The organism is Vibrio sp. 1078-1 (assembly GCF_033340475.1).
In genome coordinates this window covers 178,838-197,779 of record NZ_JAWOWM010000002.1, presented here as the reverse complement: position 1 = coordinate 197,779, position 18,942 = coordinate 178,838, and the positions used below count along the sequence as shown (strand labels likewise).

The following is an 18,942-nucleotide window of genomic DNA, read 5'->3' as shown; positions in this document are numbered from 1 at the left end:
AGCAATTTCTAACTTATACCTCAATCACATACTAATAATCTTCAAGCAAGAAACAATATGCACAAAGTTGAGCCAATAAATGACCGAAGTTCTATGATGTGACTTCTATCAGTAACTAAAACGTGGGAGAGACAAAATAATCAAACAAATAAGGTGCCGAGTAAGATAAGATTCATGTATTCTTTAACGCTAGCCGCAGAAAAGTAAAGCAGACGCAAAGATATGAATATTGGTTTAATAATCGCTTTGGTAGCCATCCTACTGGTGTTAATCCTAGGCTATAACATTATGTTGCAATATAAGGTTAAAGTTGAAACCGCAAAAAGGCAGGAATCAGCGCGATATGTAGCCTTGATAGATGGTACTGAAGAGTTGATTGGTCATGCGCACCATATCCCTTTTAGTAAAGAGCTGTTGCTGTGTCTAAACAATCGTATTCTTGACGCGCTAGAGAGCATGCATGAGCTGGACCCGAAGAACAAGCAACTTGCTCAACGTATCGAAAATATGAAGCAGCAGATTACGCAGCTAAAAGAGAATGGTCCTACTGGCGAGAGTACCACTTTCAAGATGCCGAGTAGTGATAAACAAGCTATCGTCATGCTTAAGCTGGTTAAACGACTTCGCGACACTATCCGTAACGAGCACAACAAAGGCCGATTGGATACCCAGACTTACGTCACCGAAAATGCGCGCTTGGAAACGATGCAAATTCGCATCAACATTGAAAATGTCATCAAAAGAGCAAACGACTCTATCGCTCGTGGCCAACCAGGCACCGCGCTTCAACTGCTGCGTAAAGGTATCGATGCTTTGAGCACTAAGAGCGATCCTTATTCTATTCAAGCGAAACAAAAGCTTGAAGAGATGTTAGGTGACTTAGATAAAAAGCGCCAAGATAAAAGCGATGCCGAAATGCAGCAGATTGCTGACAAAGAGCGTGACAATGACATGGAAGCTCTCTTCGGCGAGAAGAAAAAGTGGTAACATTCACTTCAGGTCAAAAAAGGCTGCAATTGCAGCCTTTTTTCTATCCGCAAGACAACGGATATGCCCAATAAAAATGTGAAGTACTAAAACTAAAATGATGAATCTAGACGCCTATCAAGATCTTCTTGCTCCCATTAACCAATTTCTGCGATGCAGTACACCTGATGAATGGGTAGAGGAAGCAAAGAAACCAGAGAACCTTCAAACCATTTTGTTAGACCACCTACTGTGCGAACTAAAAGCTGGCCAATCTGCCATGTTTTTAATTCGTAAGTATGCCGTTGACCAATCCAGTTCACATGCTCTACTTGACTGGTTTAAGCCCTACGAAGATTTTGCTTACCGTAACGTAGGCTCATTGGAAACTTTAAAAGGCAAGAGCAATATTTCTAAGTCAATCATGGCTAAGTCCGACTCACCATACAGCCAAGATTTGATCGATAAGATGGTGCTTTTGATAAAAGAGGAGTTACACCACTTTTATCAAGTTTTAGAGATCATGGAAAGTCGTGGAATTGAGTACAAAAATATTCCAGCAAGTCGTTATGCTAAAGGACTGATTTCGCATATGAAGACTCATGAGCCGGAAACGCTGATCGATAAACTCATCATTGGTGCGTACATCGAAGCCCGATCTTGTGAGCGTTTTGCCAAACTAGCACCACATATGGATGACGATATCGCAAAGTTCTACATTTCTTTATTACGTTCAGAAGCACGCCATTACCAGGATTATCTTGTATTAGCGGAGCAAATCGCAGGCAAAGATATCAGCGAGCGCATCGCCTACTTTGGACGTATAGAGGCAGATTTAATTTCTACGCCAGATACAGATTTTAAGTTTCACAGTGGTATTCCAGCCTAGCGAGCATATTCTCCCAAGGTTGAGCATACTCTGAACTTATATAGACAGAGAATAAATAAGCCGGACATTTCGTCCGGCTTATTTATTGTAGCAATGAGGTTAGGAATAAAGCTGAAACACAACAACTAGAGCTGGAATGAACCCATTCGAGTTTTCAAGTTGTGCGCTAGGCTACTAATCTGCTGACAAGCCACAGCCGTTTGTGAAGCTCCCTCAGCCATCTCTGTTGAAGCACTATTAATATGCTCCACGCTGCGATTCAGCTCTTCGGATACAGAATTCTGCTCACTGCACGCCGTTGCGATTTGTGTACTCATTTGCGCTATGTTATCGACAGAATGTTCAATTTCTTTTATCTGGCTATCAGCATCATTAACTTGCTCAACACACTGAGAAATACCCTCCTGACAATCACGGCTTGAATGCCCTATTTTACTGCTGCTCTCTTGTAGTTGATTAACAATTTCCACAATTTGTGAAGTGGAGTCTTGAGTGCGTTGCGCCAGAGAACGAACCTCATCTGCCACAACAGCAAACCCACGTCCTTGTTCACCAGCCCGAGCGGCTTCAATTGCGGCGTTCAGTGCTAACAAGTTTGTTTGCTCGGCAATCCCGCGGATCACATCTACGACCACATTGATATTGTTTGAGCTCGATTCAAGCTCACGTGCCAGTTCATCTGATTCTTGGATCGTATGTGATACACGCTCAATTACTGCGATAGTTTGTTGTAACGTCACCGTTCCTTGCTTTGCCACTTCCGCAGCCGAATAAGCAGAGGTTGCGCCAACTTCGGTATTTTGTGCCACTTCACTTACAGCAGCTTGCATTTCTGTCATCGCAGAAGCCACCGAGCTAAGTTCAATTTGTTGATTTTGCATACCAGAAGCGGTCTGAGAAGAAATAGCACTCACTTCCTCTACTGCTGCCGTTAGCTGAATCGTTGAGTCATTAATCTCAGAAACCAACGAATGTAAGTTTGTTTGCATACCGACAAGCTCTTTGAGCAGCGTTCCTAACTCGTCTTTGCTCAATTCGCTTTCGTCGATTTGATTATTCAATTGACCCTTGGCGATTTTGGAAGCGAATTCCAGTGCTCGATCAACAGGCCCGCAGATGACTCGAGAAAGCAACATGGCAGACATTACCATGACCAATGCGACGACAAGCGCACCAACAGCAGCGCTGTATTGTGTAAATGCCGCTTCACTTTGTACTTCTTCGCCAATCAAATTCACCAACTCATCGTTCAACGCGAGGGTATCATCCAAGCTGCTCAACGCTTTTGAGTAGGTATCGAAACTTGATAAAATTACATCATTTGCACTTTCAGCATCGCCTTGGCTTAGCAATACGTTGTAAGTCTTCGTTTCTTTGATGTATTGATTCCAAGTTTCTTTAAAAACGCTAAAGGACTGCGTTTCACGCTTATTAAGGTCGAGCTTTTCGTATTCTGCAATACCAGCCTGCACATCAGAACGCCATTGGTCGAGGCCTTTTAACCATTCACCAATTTTGGGGTGATTTGCGTTTGGCAATAAAGAGAACTCATCTTTACGCACTTTAGTAATATCAACTTGGATACCTTTCAAAATCGCAACAGAAGGTAAACTTTTATCTGTTAACACTGAAATGTCTTTATTCAGTGTTAACAAACCTTGCACCAACATTACTGACACTAAACCAAACACGGCAAAAACGGTTAAATAACTAACCGATATTTTCTTTACGACACTTAAGTCTTTAATACGCATGCACTTTCTCCCCGCAGCCTTTCCAAACCTCTCACTTAAGTGAAAGCTTAACCTCTAAAACACACTGTTTTTTGCGCTCGATATCATTGAACGCTCTTATATACATCGGCTTGAGAGATCAAATCTTGACCAGTAATTGATAGTTTTATCACATGCTATTTTAGAGATAGGCTCGCATGCTCCGTATTGTGTCTACATCTTTTCATGAGCGCTTCTCGGCGCAGATCCAAGATCTCATCGATGAGCTTTTCTTTCGCATTTATCCCAAAATGCTGGGCATAATTTTTTACTTTTGCTATCTCATTAGGTTGCAAGCGGTACACCTCTTTCTTTAAACGTGCTTCTGCTTCACTTCTAATCAAACCTTGCTCTTGTAACAATTTAATGATGGTTTCATCGGTTGGATTTACTGCTCTAGCCATGGTGCTCCATCTATCAATTTGAGTTCTAGCCATATGGCTAGATGAATGACGCCGCACAACTTATAGAGCAAAGATGACAGCTTGATTGCAGTGAATGCAATTCGTTGACTGTTGGTATTATTTTTCCACCGCTTCAACGGCCACACACTCAATACCCCCATCCTAACCATTGAATAAAGATCACATTCTGATAACAATTTTCAGCGCTGGCTTAGATGTCATCCATATTTAACGTGCAAGTAACATTTATAAACAAGAATGATTGCTCTAGTTCAAATGATGGAAAAATAAGATGAAATTTTCGCAGTGGAGCCTTTTATTAAGTAGCTTGATAGCGTTACCCTGCATTGCAGATACCGACGTTTACCTAACGAATAACTCTGATCAACCGTTAACTATTCAAGTAAAACATGAAGGCAGTGATTTGCTTCAATACGGAGAAGAGTGGCAACAACATGTGCAGGTACTTGGTCCGTGGGAAACTAAATCTGTATTAAGCTTCAACCGTTGGGAGGGCGTGAAATCAAATCAAACTTACCGTTTTGAAACGGTGGTTTCTAGCCCTGAAGGTGAAAGCATAACACTCAATCAAATAATGGAAGGCCATTGGTACAATTCGACCATTGAATACGGCTTGTCCGCAGCCGATGTCGAGTTATCACTCAAAGATGATCGTAACATTCATCGTGCCAACACTAACGCTTTTGGTGCGAGAGAAACCGAACTGGCATTTAAGTCAGACAGTACCGCTCGATATGATGATCTTTACTACACCATCACGCCAAGCAAGGTAGCGGAGTCTGTCGACAACGAAGAACAAAACCTTAAGTTGATGACTTATAACATCTGGGCGTTGACGGCTATTGCATCGCACATTGGAGATCGTTACGAACTGATTCCTCAACATGTAAAAGGTTACGATGTTTTGGCGCTGCAAGAGGTGTTTGCCAGCGGCCGTGAAGCATTCTTACGTGAGTTAGCCAAGGAATATCCTTACCAAACAAAGATGTTAGATAAAGAAGGCGTTAATATTCATGATGGTGGCGTAATCATAGTTAGTCGCTACCCTATCGTGAACGAAGCGCAATATGTCTTTCCCGATTGTTCTGGTACAGACTGCTTTGCCGATAAAGGCGTAAATTATGCGGAAATAATTAAAGGTGGTCAGGCTTACCATGTGTTTGCTACCCATACCGCATCTTTCGATACAGACACCGCCCGTGAGTATCGTCAGCGCCAGTTCAAACAAATCCGCGCACTCGCCCAATCTCTTAACATTCCTTCAAGCGAAACTGTGGTATACAGCGGCGACTTTAACGTAAACAAAAGAAAGTTCCCTGGTGACTACCAACAAATGATCGCTAACTTAAGCGCCATCGAACCTCAGTACTCTGGTTACACGGAGTCAACCTTTGATCCCCGTATCAATAACTTTGCAGGTGAAGCGTTATCAGGTGGCGAAAACGTGGAATACCTTGACTATGTTATGGTGAGTAGTGAATACGGGGTGAAATCATTCAATGACAACCGTGTAGACGTGCCGCGCACAACCGCAGAGAGTTTATGGAAACACTATAACCTTTCTGACCATTTCCCAGTAAGCGCAACAATCAAGCCATGAAGAAAATCGCTTTGATAATCATGTCCGCCCTTATGGCGGGCATGATATTTTTAACTTTCAGTCACGATGTTCAAAAAGAAGAGCTCGCTTCCTCTCCTTTCCCTAAGACAAAAAATAAGAGTGTCTCCAGTACATCACTACAAACGAGTAGCATCGTGCCCGATACAGATACTTCACCACAAACCGCTAAGCTCCCTTCCACAGTTCAAATAACGACTGAGCGATTAACTCAACTCAAAGGCAGGAAACTTGTCGCCGAACTTGAGACGTTTTGGCAAGAGTGTATGTTGAACCGTAGTTGTGAAGAGCAGATCGCCTTGTTTGAGGCGCATTTATCTTTAGCTCGATTCCAGCTTTTGGCGAACTACCCTCAGCTCAGCAGCCAATGGCAAGAGAGTGTAGGAAATTTGTTATTTGATGAGCAACAATCACTGGCATCGCGTATTGCACAGCTGAAGAACGAAGCAAGAAGCATCTGGGGAGAATTGGCTGATGTTGTTTTCGCGGATGAGTTCGCGCTGTACGATTTCAACTTAGAAGCCCAAAAGCTGGACACTCAAAGCCCAGATAACTTTTTGCGAGCTTTCGAGCAACTCACCATTGACTGGCAAGAACATGCAGGTGCTATCGGGCTAACAAGCGACCAGGAAAAATATGAGCGTGCGGTCACCCTGATTCCTAATAGTATAAGCCTACCAGATCGCTTGGCGCTCATCGCAGAGCTAGAACGAACTTACTTAACGAAAGAAGAAAGTAAAAACATTCATGCTCGTCAGCAGCAAATTACAGAGCAAAAAAAACAAGTCAAAGATTATCAACAAGCATTACAACAACTTGAGTCCAAGCTAAGAACGCAAAGAGCTTCTAGCCATTCAAATTTGTCAGAACCGGAATGGCAAAGCTATTACCAACAAGAAGTCGCGGATTTTCGTCGTGAATTTTTTTCTTCTTAACAATGCGCTTTGACTGACTGGGAACTTAAAAAGGCACGTTGCTAACCAGCCGTCGTGCCTTATGTTCAACTCTCTACTTTTAATTCAGAACAAATTTAAACCAAATACATCTTTCACATCAAATAGCACTTTTTCGGTTTTCTCGCGAGAACGCTCACTACCTTGTTTTAAAATATCAATCAGCTGCGCTTTATCATTCAAATACATAGCGCGCTTTTCTCGAATAGGGCGAAGCATCTCTTGTAAGCATTCTTCTAACACTTTCTTGGTCAAACCATCACCTAACCCACCTCGTCGATAATGGTCTTTTAGCTGTTCGACATAATTTTTATCAGGATGAAAAGCATCGAGGTAGATGAATACAATATTCCCTTCGACTTGGCCAGGGTCCTCAATTTTCAGATGATTGGGATCGGTATACATAGATTTCACCGCCGCAGAAATCTCCTTTTCAGACGCCCCTAGGTTGATTGCATTCCCCATGCTTTTAGACATCTTATTTTTGCCATCAGTACTCGGCAAACGAGGTGCATCACTAAGTAATGGACGGCATTCCCTAAGAACCTCTTTTCCACCCAGATGGTTTATTTTTCTCACGATTTCATTAGTTTGCTCTAACATCGGCAGTTGGTCATCACCCACTGGTACTAGCGTCGCATGAAACCCCGTAATATCGGCAGCTTGAGAAATTGGATATGTTAAAAAGCCAGCAGGAATAGAGCGTTCAAAGCCTTTACTTTGAATCTCATTTTTAACCGTGGGGTTTCGCTCTAATCGTGCGATAGAAACAAGATTACTGTAATACATTGTCAACTCGGCTAACGCTGGAATTTGAGACTGCAACGAGATCGTAGTTTGAGTGGGGTTGATACCAACAGCCAAATAATCTGCAACGACATTGAGAATATTAGAGGATACCTTTGATGGATTATGCGCGTTATCCGTCAACCCTTGCATGTCCGCGACCAAGATCGTTTGCTCGTGCTCCGTTTGCAATTTGACTCGTTGTTGCAATGAACCAATATAGTGCCCGAGGTGTAATGGACCTGTTGCTCGATCTCCGGTAAGTATAATTTCACGCTGAGATGTATTTTTATGGGTATTCATATTTGTCTCCAAGTATTTAATAGATCGCTACTGGAGATAAAAAGATCAAACACTCTTAGCTACCATCCAGCAGCTTAAGAATGTAAGTATTCCGCGCCGCTCTATTTAGAGCGCCACCAAGAGAAGGTTGTTAATGAAGGGCGAACGTGTATTTTCATGTTTTTTAAACTAACAGCACACACCGCAGAACTCAATCTGTTTTGTACTGAATTAGTGTGAGTGTTCCAACAGCCAATTAAGAGGATTACATTGGTAAAGACATCGCAATGACCAAAACCGCACCAAATACCGAACCAGAGACAAACGCACACAGTACAGTTTTGTTGTGTTTCCTTTTCATTGATGAACTCCTATCCATAACTACGATGACCAGCCCTCACATCTAATACGCATGTGGATGCATCACGACAACGAGTTAACCAACATATCGCACGTAGGACCAGTACCGCTTTGTTAAATTGGGACCTCGTCCATAACTTGGAGTGTAAATGACTCCGGAACCTACAACAGAAGAAAATTTCATCACGTTACTGTCCTACCCTCCGGGTTTGTGGCTTAATAGGCAACAGGAACACTTTTTTCTTTTGCTGCGGATACTTACATGGAAGCTGTTTTACATCAGTTGCAATTCTCTTTGTCGATAACCGGACCTATCTGTTTGATGTTGGTACTTGGCGTTCTTTTTAAGCGCTTTGGTCTAATCAACGATAATTTTATCGAAGTAGGCTCTAAACTGGTGTTTCAAGTTACCTTGCCTGCAATGTTATTTGTCAGCATTTTGGCTTCAGAACACGACTTTTCCGCGGCAAGTGGATTTGTCAATTTCGGCGTCATCGCTAGTATTTCGTTTTTCATTTTCACCTACCTTTCCGTCAAACTTCTGTTCAAAGCATCGCCTGACCAAGGCGTTCTTATCCAAGGTGGGTTCCGAGCAAATACAGGTATTATTGGCATCGCTTACGTTGCCAATGCGTATGGTTCTCAAGGTGTGGCGCTAGCAGCGCTCTATGTCGCGGTCACCACATTTATTTATAACGTCCAAGCGGTAATTTGCTTATCGCCCAAGGGGGCAACGTCTGCCTCGCAAGCAGCAAAGATGATGGGCCGAACACTGACTAGGAATCCGCTCATAATCTCCATTGTTCTAGGAATGGCTTTTTATTTACTCGCTATTCCAGTACCGAATGTGGTTATTGACGCAGGAGACTACTTGTCCAAAATGACATTGCCTTTGGCGCTGTTGTGTACGGGCGGCTCACTTGACTTTAGCTTGATGAGAAAAGAGAAAGGTCCATCTTGGTTTGCGAGCAGTTACAAGCTCATCGTAGCGCCAGTCATCATCACCATGGGAGCTTACTTAGTAGGGTTTCGAGGAATTGAGCTAGGTATTCTTTTCTTTATGAACGCCTCTCCAGTCGCTGCTGCCAGCTATGTCATGGCGCGTTCCATGGGAGGCAATGCCACGTTAGCTGCAAATATCATCGCACTCACTACGGTGCTTTCTACCGTGACCTGTACGTTGGGCATCCTATTTCTTAAGTTCTACAGCTTAATATAATTGGTCCGCGATAAAATAAAGACGCTAAACGGCATTGATGTCAGTTACTGGTCGTGATTCGCAAAAGTGAGCTTTCTTACCAGACGAAAAAATTCACTCGCTTCAGATTCCGACAAACAAGAAAAAAACTCTTTCTGTAAATTCGTCATGATTTGATGAACTTGCTTTAAAGCATTTGCTCCCTCTTTTGTCATGCTTAGCATTTTAAGGCGCTGATTCGATTTACTTTTAGAAACTTGAACAAACCCTCTCTTTTCCAGATTGTCCACCATCCGCTTTGCTACACTTCGCTCAGTTCGAACCGCATCAGCCAACGCTTGCTGGCTCATAGGTTGAAATTCTTCTAAAGCGGCCAGTGCACTTGCCATTTCTAGTGTCATCAAATTTTGCCGAGACAGCTCGGCTTGGGCACGATTGCGGTACATGCGCTGCATCACACCGCAGACAAACATAGGGCTTTGATCCAAAACGGAAATTGGGGAAATTTTCTGATCTTTCATCGTCGTTTTTCTTCTTTAGGCTTTCATTCGGCCGAAAAGGCTGTGCTGATACTGCACACAACACGCCGTCTTTCAGGCTCGCGTCATAGACGGTAACCACCAAGTGAAAACATAAAATAAAGAGCGCCGAAGCGCCCTTTAATCGTGTTTATTATCACTAGTATAACTCAGTTAAAACAAGCAAGTCCTACTCGCTTTGCTGAGTGGGTTTAGTGCTGGTCTCAGACAACTCTGCCTCCGACTCTTTTCTCGCACGTCGATCAAACAATCGCTCAACCACTACAAAGAAGATTGGGACGAAGAATATACCCAATATCGTGGCACTGATCATGCCACCAAGTACGCCGGTACCTACTGCGTTTTGACCTGCCGATCCCACACCTGAACTGATAGCAAGTGGTACCACACCCAAACCAAAAGCAAGCGATGTCATGATAATTGGGCGCAGACGAACGCGAACAGCATGTAAGGTTGCTTCGATAAGCCCAGCGCCTTTCTCATAGTAGTCCTTTGCAAACTCAACAATCAGAATGGCGTTTTTGGTTGCCAAGCCGACCGTCGTTAATAAGCTCACCTGGAAGAACACATCGTTGTCCATACTTCGCGTCATTACCGCGAGCACAGCACCAAGCACACCAAGAGGCACAACTAACACCACGGCGAAAGGTACTGACCAACTTTCATACAAAGCGGCGAGAACTAAGAATACGACGAGGATAGATAGCGCATATAGCATCGGCGCTTGGTTTCCGGAAAGGCGCTCTTCATACGAAATACCATTCCAGTTCACCGTGAAACCTTCTGGTAGCTTTTCTACCATTGCTTCAATTTCTTCCATGGCTTCACCAGTACTTACACCAGGAGCTGCACCGCCTTGAATATTCATTGCTGGCAAACCATCAAAGCGCTGCAAAAGAGGAGAACCATAGGTCCACTCGCCACTCGCAAAAGCAGAGAAAGGCACCATCTCTCCTTTAGCGTTGCGTACGTACCATGAATCGAAGTCTTTTGGCTGCATGCGGTATTCCGCATCACTTTGCACCATCACTTTCTTCACACGACCGCGATCAATATAATCGTTAATGTAAGCCCCGCCCCATGCAGCTGACAGGATTTGGTTTACGTCATTGATACTGACATCCAAAGCACGAAGTTTGACGTGGTCAATGTTAACTTTGTACATTGGCGCATCTGCCTGACCGTTTGGACGAACACCGACAAGTTTCGGGTTTTGTGCTGCCATGCCCAGAAGTTGCCCTTGAGCCGCAACTAATGCATCGTGCCCTTTATTCAACGAGTCTTGGAGATAGAAATCGAAACCTGTCGAGTTACCTAGCTCTTGAATCGCTGGAGGGGCGAACGCAAACACCAAAGCTTCTTTAATGGTAGAGAAGTACCCCATCGCTCGACCAGTAATGGAAGCGGCATCGGCGCCAGGCGCTTCACGCTCAGACCAATCTTTCAGACCGATAAATGCCATCCCCATGTTTTGGCCTTGGCCTGCGAAACTAAATCCAGCAACGGAGAAGACTGACTTTACATTGTCTTTTTCGTCTACTAGGTAAAAGTCACGCATTTTCTCAAGTGTTTTTTCCGTCTGTTCTTGTGTTGAGTTAGGCGGCAAAATAGCCATTGAGAATACTGTGCCTTGGTCTTCATCTGGCAAAAATGACGTTGGAAGGTTCATAAATAACCAGCCAGCACCTGCACTCATTGCCAAAAATACAACCAACATGCGACCTGTGCGTTTTAGAAGTTTGGCAACGCCGGTTTCATAGCCTGCTGTCATCGCATCAAACTTGCGGTTAAACCAGCCAAAGAAGCCTTTCTTCTCTAGAAGCTCAGCATCGCCTTTTTTCAGCAACGTAGCACACAATGCTGGAGTCAGAATTATCGCAACCAAAACGGAAAGCGTCATAGCCGCCACAATAGTTATTGAAAACTGACGGTAAATAACCCCGGTAGAACCAGACATAAACGCCATAGGGACGAATACCGCTGAAAGCGTCAAACCGACACCAATCAGGGCACCAGTGATCTGTCCCATCGATTTTTTGGTCGCTTCTTTGGGCTCTAACCCATCCTCATGCATCACACGCTCGACGTTTTCCACCACAACGATGGCATCGTCCACCAACAAACCGATAGCCAGAACCATCGCGAACATGGTTAACGTGTTTACGCTAAATCCAGTCGCGTACAAAATAGCGAAGGTGCCGAGCAGTACGACAGGCACTGCGATCGTTGGAATGATCGTCGCACGGAAGTTCTGCAAGAACAGATACATGATTAAGAACACAAGAAGAATGGCTTCTAATAGCGTTTTAACCACTTCTTGAATCGAGGCTTTGACGAATGGCGTCGTTTCAAATGGGTAAGCAATCTGCAACCCTTCTGGGAACGTAGCACTCAGTTGGTCTAAGCGCTCTTTTACCGCATTGGCTGTCTCAAGCGCGTTTGCGCCAGTACCTAATGAAATACCTAAACCCGATGCTGGGAAGCCATTATATTGGCCTCGAATATCATAACTTTCTGCACCACGTTCAACACGAGCAACATCTTTCAAATAAACATTAGAACCACTGGCGTCAGACTTAAGAATGATGTCTTGGAATTCTTCCACACTGCTCAAACGACTTGCAGACGAAATCGTTGCATTCAACAACTGGCCTTCCTGCGCAGGTGCTGCACCAAGTTGACCTGAAGAAACTTGCGCGTTCTGTTCACTGATCGCGTTCGCTACATCGATTGCGGTCAAGTTGAATTGCGTAAGCTTAAATGGATCCAGCCAAACTCGCATCGCATACTGCGCACCAAACGCCTGCACTTGTCCGACACCAGTTACACGACTTATCGGGTCTTGAATATTCGTTACAACAAAGTCGCCGATATCGTTTTCTGTAAAGTCTGGATCTTCAGAATAAACTGCGACAACCATGAGAAATGCCGTATTGGATTTATTTACGACAATACCTTGGTTTTGTACCTCCATCGGCAATGAAGTCAATGCCAATTGCAGTTTGTTCTGCACCTGTACTTGCGCGATATCAGGATCAGCTTCGCTATCAAACGTCAGGGTAATTGTCGCATTACCAAATGCATCACTGCTCGATGATAGGTAGCGAAGGTAATCTAATCCTGTCATGTTTTGCTCGATAACCTGCGTTACCGAGTCTTCAACGGTTTTTGCTGATGCACCTGGATAGCGAGCACTGATGGTGATCGTCGTCGGTGAAATCGTTGGGTATTGCGAGACGGGTAAATTGAATAATGACATTACCCCCGCCAACATCGTTAGAATCGCGAGAACCCAAGCAAATACCGGACGATCGATAAAAAATCGTGCCATGATTACTCCTGTTCACCGTTTTGGATAGTTACCGAACTGCCTGGCCCTACCTTTTGTAAACCGGCGGTAATGACTTTATCACCCGCGTTCAAACCATCAATAATGCGCCATTGGCTATTGATCGCTTCGGCAGTCTTCACTGGTTTCGCTTCCACTTTGTTCTCGCCATTAACCGTCATCACTGTCGCTTTACCTGTCGCATCACGAGATACCGTATTTTGTGGTATTAGAATCGCATCAGGGTCGACACCAGTAATGACCGTCGCACGAACAAACATTCCAGGTAGCAACAAACCGTCAGGGTTTGGGAATTCGGCACGAAGCGTCACGCTGCCCGTACTTTCGTTCACATTGACCTCAGTAAATTTCATTGTGCCTTTGTGTTCGTAAGTGCTGCCATCTTCAAGCATCAATGTAACTTGCGCAGAGTCATCTTCTTGCATATGGCCTTGGGAGAGTGATGCTTTCAAACGCAGCAGTTGCGCGGATGATTGCACAATATCAACATTGATAGGGTCAAGCTGTTGAATGGTCGCTAATTTGGCAGCTTGGTTAGCCGTAACCAACGCACCCGCTGTCACACTCGATTTACCGATCACCCCGCTAATCGGAGCTTTGACTTGCGTATAATCTAAGTTGATTTTTGCTGTGTTGATCTTGGCTTTTGCGACTAGGACCTGCGCTTTCGCTTCTTTGTATGCCGCTTCTGCTTCATCCAAGTCTTGTTGGCTGATGGATTTTTTGGTGATCAAGGTTCTGTAACGCTTCACCGTGGCATAGGTCGACTCTGCCGCAGCTTGCGCACGGATTAATTCCGCTTCAGCGCTCAGCAAATCCGCCTGAAATGATGAATCATCAATTTGATATAGCGACTGTCCTTGTTCAACAAGGCCACCTTCAACAAAATTTCGCTCCGAAATAATGCCAGTGACTTGCGGACGAACTTCTGCTTCTTTGAATGCTCTGCTACGACCCGGCAACTCTACTGTCAATGCTTGGCGCGTTGGCTGCACTGTTAACACTTCTACTTCGGTTACGGGCGCAGCCCCCCCACCTTGGCTCGATCCTTCTTCGCTAGGTTGACATCCAACCACAAAAAGGCTCGACGCAATCAGTAGAGATAGCGTGGTTTTACGTCTCATGAATTTTTCTCTCTTATCTACCGACAAGCCTTCAAGATTCCTTATTAAAAGCTTCTAGAATGACTTAATAATGACTAATGGATGTATATCCAGAACAAATTAATTAGGATGATAAATACCCAGTGTTGTACATACAACAAAATTTACAGTTCTATACGCTTACGAAAAACGTTTATGGTAAAGGTGTTATGAAGTTCTCAAATTTGAAGATTTTGGGTTGGAAATCACATTTTCCTGTGTGCAATTGCAATGGTTAAAAAGCAGCAAAAGTGATGATAAAAGCATCATCACGCTGTACAGAGTTTGTTACCGCTGTCTAGGGTTATTTGCCCACTCTGGTATACGAACTAAAGTGAGAAAGGAATGTAAATATAGTCGAAATTTCACAAGTCAGGTTCGCCACTTATCTAAAAAATAACCCGCTAAGAAGCGGGTTATTTCGTCAGTGAGATTGCTGTTCTCAAGCTTATACTTTGAACTGACTGACCTGATGATCTAAACGTTGAGTTTGCTCTGACAACATGGCTAAAGAAGCTTGCGCTTGGTTTACGATTTCCACAATTGAAGTGCTACTGTCTGCAATGCCTTGTACGTTGCTATTTACTTCGTCACTTACTGTACTTTGCTGGCTCGCAGCCGTTGCAATGTGTGTATTCATCTCGTTCATACGTGAAATCGCGTTCAAGATTTCAGAAAGGGATTCACTCGCTCGGCCAGCGGACTTGATCGTTTCATCACTGCTATTTTGGCTACCGCGCATCACTTCTACAGCTTGTCCTGCACCAGATTGTAGCTTTTCAATCATGGTTTGGATTTCTCCCGTACTCTGTTGCGTACGACTGGCTAAAGAACGAACCTCGTCCGCTACCACAGCAAAGCCTCGCCCTTGCTCTCCAGCGCGAGCCGCTTCAATGGCTGCGTTAAGCGCTAATAAGTTTGTTTGCTCGGCAATACCACGAATTACATCCAGTACGGACGCAATGTTACTCACATCATGATCCAATGTGTTAATGACGTGGCTTGCGCTTTCGATTTCACTTGCGAGGCTACGAATTGAGCTAACCGTTTGATCCAAAATAACATTGGTATTGGTAAGTTCATCATTCGCTGTTTGGCTCGCAACCGCAGCTTCGTTAGCGCTATCGCTTACATTTCTGCTGGTGACTTGCATTTCATGCACTGCCGCCGCTACCGCCTCGCTATCTTTTTGCTGAGAAACGGTCGAGTTCGCGATGGTCGTAGTCAACGAGCTAAGATTTGCCATTTCGTTACGTAAGGTATTTGAGCTTTCAATTACCTGAGCGACTGTCACTTGAATTTTAGACACAAACTGGTTAAATGCGTCTGCTAAATTGCCAATTTCGTCTTGTGTTTTTACATCGATTCGCTGACTTAGATCTCCTTCACCGGACGCAATTTCTGTCATCGCATTTTTAATATCATTGATAGGCTTCACAACCGTTTGCAACAACAAAAACGCCATCGCAATAGCGGCCAGAATAACAATCACAATGCCCGCTTCAAGAATGAGTTCTGCTCTTGTTGCAGCCGCTGATATTTCGTCCTTCAATTGGCTTTGCTTTTCTTCTATTGCATCTTTTACAACGTTAAGCTGCGCTCTAACCTCGATAAATTGGTCTTCAAAGATATGTTTGTGCTCATTGTAGTAACCACGCCATTGAGATTGAGGTAAACGTAGCATCGCCTCATAACTTGCTAACCATTTTTCACCCAAAGAGACAAGCGTTCGAACTTCATTACCATGTGTAGAAGGCGTCACACCGGCTTGCGATAGCTCAATCATTTGTTCCATACGCGGCAGCGCTTTGTATGCGTTGTCTTTGTATTCACCGATGTGGTGATCAATATCGGTTTGAGTATCAGAAAGAGCAACACCTTGGATTGCAGATGTAGCTTGGTAAAGATCGCGGTAAGCATCCTCAATCGTTAATAAGTTCGGCACGATCTGTTCGTTGAGTGTCTCACTCAATTCAGATTGCTTCCAACTTGTCATAACGTTTAATACAGAGCTCACAATAAACAATCCAATAATCAATGACAGCGGAATCACTATCTTCTGCTTGATCGTTAAGTTCTGGAACATGAATAGACTCTCTTTATTTATGGTATACAAACTGCCGGAAATTATATCAAACAAATAGAGTATACTATTAGGTAAAAGAGGCTATTCAACATGAAATCTAATGACTTTTTGACAAGGGTTCTAATTTCAACAATTAGTTGATTTTATACAAAATTTAACAAAGAGATCTTTTCAAAAGATGCAAATTAAAATGCTCTTTCAAAACGAAAAATATGTAACAGAAAGTGAATTAAAAGGGACCACATTTTGAAGAATAGATCGACTCAATGATTTACTGAGAACACATACAAAACACAGTTCTAGGATTGAGCACCACCGCGGAATATGCAAAGGTCCGAACATTTCTTCTAAAGCTCAAAAAAAAACCATTGTTTATCTGACGTATTTAGGGTTACTCCGTGAGGATATTAGTCGTGATGTTGGCAGACAGGATGCTTACAAGTTTTCGAAGTTAACCCGTAGCACAGTGAACGATTCAGATTTTCTTGAGCGCCAAGGCAATAAAAAAGTTTGCTATTTTCCTCTCAAGAGACGCATTAAAGAAAATAATGCAACCTAGTCACAAAGTCTTGCTACATCTTCAGAAAAGAATGATGTTGCTAAACAAATCTGGTGCAGCATACACATTGAAGCTAAACTCGTTTAAGGAACTTTTTCATATCAATATGAGAAAACATAGATTTCTCAAAGTTACACCGAACATTCAACGATTAAACTAATGTTAGCGTACCGGTACGTCCGAAAACTCCATGCATGAACCATTTGAAAGAGCCAAAATGTTCCAACCCAACTTCGCCTCAGTGGAGTGGCGAGTCGTTTCGCTCGCTCTCCTACTCTCTCTTCCTAACACAGCTCAAGCGGATCCACTAGATAAGGAAATTAGCAACCTTCTCCAACAACGTTTTTCTATCGCGGTTTTGCTGTCCGACACTGACGCAATTGCGTTTGGTATTGGCGACTTTGATCCGAATGCATTATTTGATACCGCCAACCCAGAGTTCGGGACTGACGAGTCAATCAATGAACGTCGAAGCAAATCCGTATATGTTCTCCCTTACACGACTAACTTTGACATAGAGGGCAGCGAGGACTTACATGAGCTGTCGTTTAAGGCATTTACGATACAAACAGAGAATGATCTCAAACTATTCGGCACAAGTAAGGATCTTCTCAAGGAAAGGACATACGGTGCATCGATTGGTTATGGGTATCTATACAAAGCAAGTGAAAACGTCACCCTTAGCACCAGAACGACGACTCACCTTATGCGTTATAAAAACTCATTCTCTACCGATAATAAACTTTCATCCATCATTGGAAGAATCCTAGACGGCCGTGCCGTTAACGTTTCAGCATGGGCGGCAATAGTTCAACCATCCATTAAAGCCAAATACACGTCTCCCACAAGTTGGGGGAAATGGCATGCCAGTTCGACATTGAATTCATTCATTGGGCACAGCTGGGGAAGCGCAAATAACGGCAATATAGGCAACCCTAAAGGTTGGTACCTATCTAATGAAATCACCGGTTACTACAATATTTATCACGGTGAGCAAGCTTTATTTACTGGGATTAAAAGAGTCGACCTTTCGCATGATTTAAGCGACGAACTTGGAAGTCCGCATTACTACGAAGCTTCTATAGGATGGCTATTTTATGCACCAAAGCCCTTTGATTGGTTGGACAATTTCGGCATAGGTGTTAACTTCAACTACGGCTCGACTCTCAGAGGTGGCAGCATTCAACTTTACTACAACAAACAATAAAGCCGTCAGTACAGGAACCAGTTGGTAGCATATATAACAAGAAGAACTAGAAGACACAAAAGGAATGGCAGAGTTAGCGTCTTCGCAAACTTTTTCATGAGACTTGGGTTATCAAACACCACACCTTCCGCTTCTCTTACCCTTCGCTCTTCGTCAAAATGCCATTTAATGGCTAAGTAGGCTCCTATCCCTAATACAATAAGCTTAAAAGCTCCAGCAAAGTAAGGAAAGAAATTAGCCCAACTGTCGTTCATTATCCATCTCCATCAAATTCAATATCAGCTTTGCGGTGGCAGAATCCAAGATTCATGTAGAATGCCCCCCTCAAAGTCAGACTCTCTGGCTAACGCCAGTCTACTGCTCGAGATAGCTGTCCACAACTCTCTTTACCAGATCGGCATTTATTAATTATTTAATAAATAACAAGAAAGACACTAGCACACTTGCTGAAAAGTAAGTGTCAGTTTGGATTGAAACTCATCAGGAATCGAAAATGGTCCACAGTCGACTTGTTGATCTAGTGAAAGCCGAATTACCTAGCTTTAAATCGTTCGCTAGTATAAAAATGTAGCCTATCGCACTTCTGGTCGAGTCCTAACAAACTTATGATGCATATGTCATTAGCGGTGCAATTTTAAGTTTATCAATTAGCTAAAGTTTCCCACCTTAACTGTCAGTAAGCTTGCTGTGTTTGAGACGATCTCGACATGACTAGTGTATAAATAGTATGGAGGTTCAAAGTGAAGGCAAGGCAAATTTCCTTACTAAAAATATTGTTTATGTAATTTTATTTCAGGATTATCGAAACCAT

General features: G+C 43.4%; 14 protein-coding genes. 6 read left to right on the top strand and 8 right to left on the bottom strand.

The genetic code is table 11. The annotated features are described in order from the left end of the window. Positions 1–222: 222 nt before the first annotated feature. Both R7190_RS04815 and miaE read left to right on the top strand, forming a co-directional pair. On the top strand, positions 223–987 hold the full coding sequence (locus tag R7190_RS04815; protein WP_005378247.1) for a hypothetical protein: 765 nt from the start codon (positions 223–225) through the stop codon (positions 985–987). A gap of 97 nt (positions 988–1,084) precedes the next feature. Then, positions 1,085–1,855, top strand: coding sequence for a tRNA isopentenyl-2-thiomethyl-A-37 hydroxylase MiaE (gene miaE / locus R7190_RS04810; RefSeq protein ID WP_017634952.1), 771 nt, complete (start codon positions 1,085–1,087; stop codon positions 1,853–1,855). Between the two features lie 125 nt (positions 1,856–1,980). Here miaE and R7190_RS04805 read toward each other — a convergent pair whose 3' ends face one another. Both R7190_RS04805 and R7190_RS04800 read right to left on the bottom strand, forming a co-directional pair. After that, positions 1,981–3,609: a methyl-accepting chemotaxis protein gene (locus tag R7190_RS04805; protein ID WP_017634953.1), complete on the bottom strand. Its 1,629-nt coding sequence runs from the start codon at positions 3,607–3,609 to the stop codon at positions 1,981–1,983. A 155-nt stretch (positions 3,610–3,764) separates the two neighbouring features. Then, a complete protein-coding gene (locus R7190_RS04800; protein WP_017634954.1) occupies positions 3,765–4,031 on the bottom strand; it encodes a hypothetical protein in 267 nt (88 codons plus the stop codon). Positions 4,032–4,323: 292 nt separating this feature from the next. Here R7190_RS04800 and R7190_RS04795 point away from each other — a divergent pair, with 292 nt between their 5' ends. Together R7190_RS04795 and R7190_RS04790 are read left to right on the top strand one after the other, a co-directional pair. Further along, positions 4,324–5,652 (top strand): sphingomyelin phosphodiesterase, encoded by a 1,329-nt coding sequence (locus R7190_RS04795; protein ID WP_017634955.1) that lies wholly within the window; start codon positions 4,324–4,326, stop codon positions 5,650–5,652. Next, on the top strand, positions 5,649–6,605 hold the full coding sequence (locus R7190_RS04790) for an ATP-dependent dsDNA exonuclease (protein WP_186584346.1): 957 nt from the start codon (positions 5,649–5,651) through the stop codon (positions 6,603–6,605). Before R7190_RS04795 ends, R7190_RS04790 begins: the two co-directional genes overlap by 4 nt. An 84-nt stretch (positions 6,606–6,689) precedes the next feature. Here the strand turns inward: R7190_RS04790 and trpS are convergent, their stop codons facing one another. Then, positions 6,690–7,712, bottom strand: a complete 1,023-nt coding sequence (trpS, locus tag R7190_RS04785) for a tryptophan--tRNA ligase (RefSeq protein ID WP_065274365.1) — start codon at positions 7,710–7,712, stop codon at positions 6,690–6,692. A gap of 601 nt (positions 7,713–8,313) precedes the next feature. Between trpS and R7190_RS04780 the strand changes: the two genes are divergently transcribed. Next, a complete protein-coding gene (locus R7190_RS04780; RefSeq protein ID WP_318137522.1) occupies positions 8,314–9,270 on the top strand; it encodes an AEC family transporter in 957 nt (318 codons plus the stop codon). A 44-nt stretch (positions 9,271–9,314) separates the two neighbouring features. Here R7190_RS04780 and R7190_RS04775 read toward each other — a convergent pair whose 3' ends face one another. From R7190_RS04775 to R7190_RS04760, 4 genes are all read right to left on the bottom strand, one after another. After that, a complete protein-coding gene (locus tag R7190_RS04775) occupies positions 9,315–9,770 on the bottom strand; it encodes a MarR family winged helix-turn-helix transcriptional regulator (RefSeq protein WP_017635039.1) in 456 nt (151 codons plus the stop codon). A gap of 187 nt (positions 9,771–9,957) precedes the next feature. Next, complete coding sequence (locus R7190_RS04770; RefSeq protein WP_054576391.1) at positions 9,958–13,119, bottom strand: efflux RND transporter permease subunit; 3,162 nt, start codon at positions 13,117–13,119, stop codon at positions 9,958–9,960. Positions 13,120–13,121: 2 nt separating this feature from the next. Beyond that, a complete protein-coding gene (locus R7190_RS04765; protein ID WP_054576390.1) occupies positions 13,122–14,261 on the bottom strand; it encodes an efflux RND transporter periplasmic adaptor subunit in 1,140 nt (379 codons plus the stop codon). Between the two features lie 466 nt (positions 14,262–14,727). After that, positions 14,728–16,365: a methyl-accepting chemotaxis protein gene (locus tag R7190_RS04760; RefSeq protein WP_318137521.1), complete on the bottom strand. Its 1,638-nt coding sequence runs from the start codon at positions 16,363–16,365 to the stop codon at positions 14,728–14,730. Positions 16,366–17,114: 749 nt separating this feature from the next. Between R7190_RS04760 and R7190_RS04755 the strand changes: the two genes are divergently transcribed. Next, a complete protein-coding gene (locus R7190_RS04755; RefSeq protein WP_318137520.1) occupies positions 17,115–18,131 on the top strand; it encodes a Solitary outer membrane autotransporter beta-barrel domain in 1,017 nt (338 codons plus the stop codon). A 5-nt stretch (positions 18,132–18,136) separates the two neighbouring features. Here the strand turns inward: R7190_RS04755 and R7190_RS04750 are convergent, their stop codons facing one another. Continuing rightward, on the bottom strand, positions 18,137–18,385 hold the full coding sequence (locus R7190_RS04750; RefSeq protein ID WP_005378271.1) for a hypothetical protein: 249 nt from the start codon (positions 18,383–18,385) through the stop codon (positions 18,137–18,139). Between the last annotated feature and the right edge of the window lie 557 nt (positions 18,386–18,942).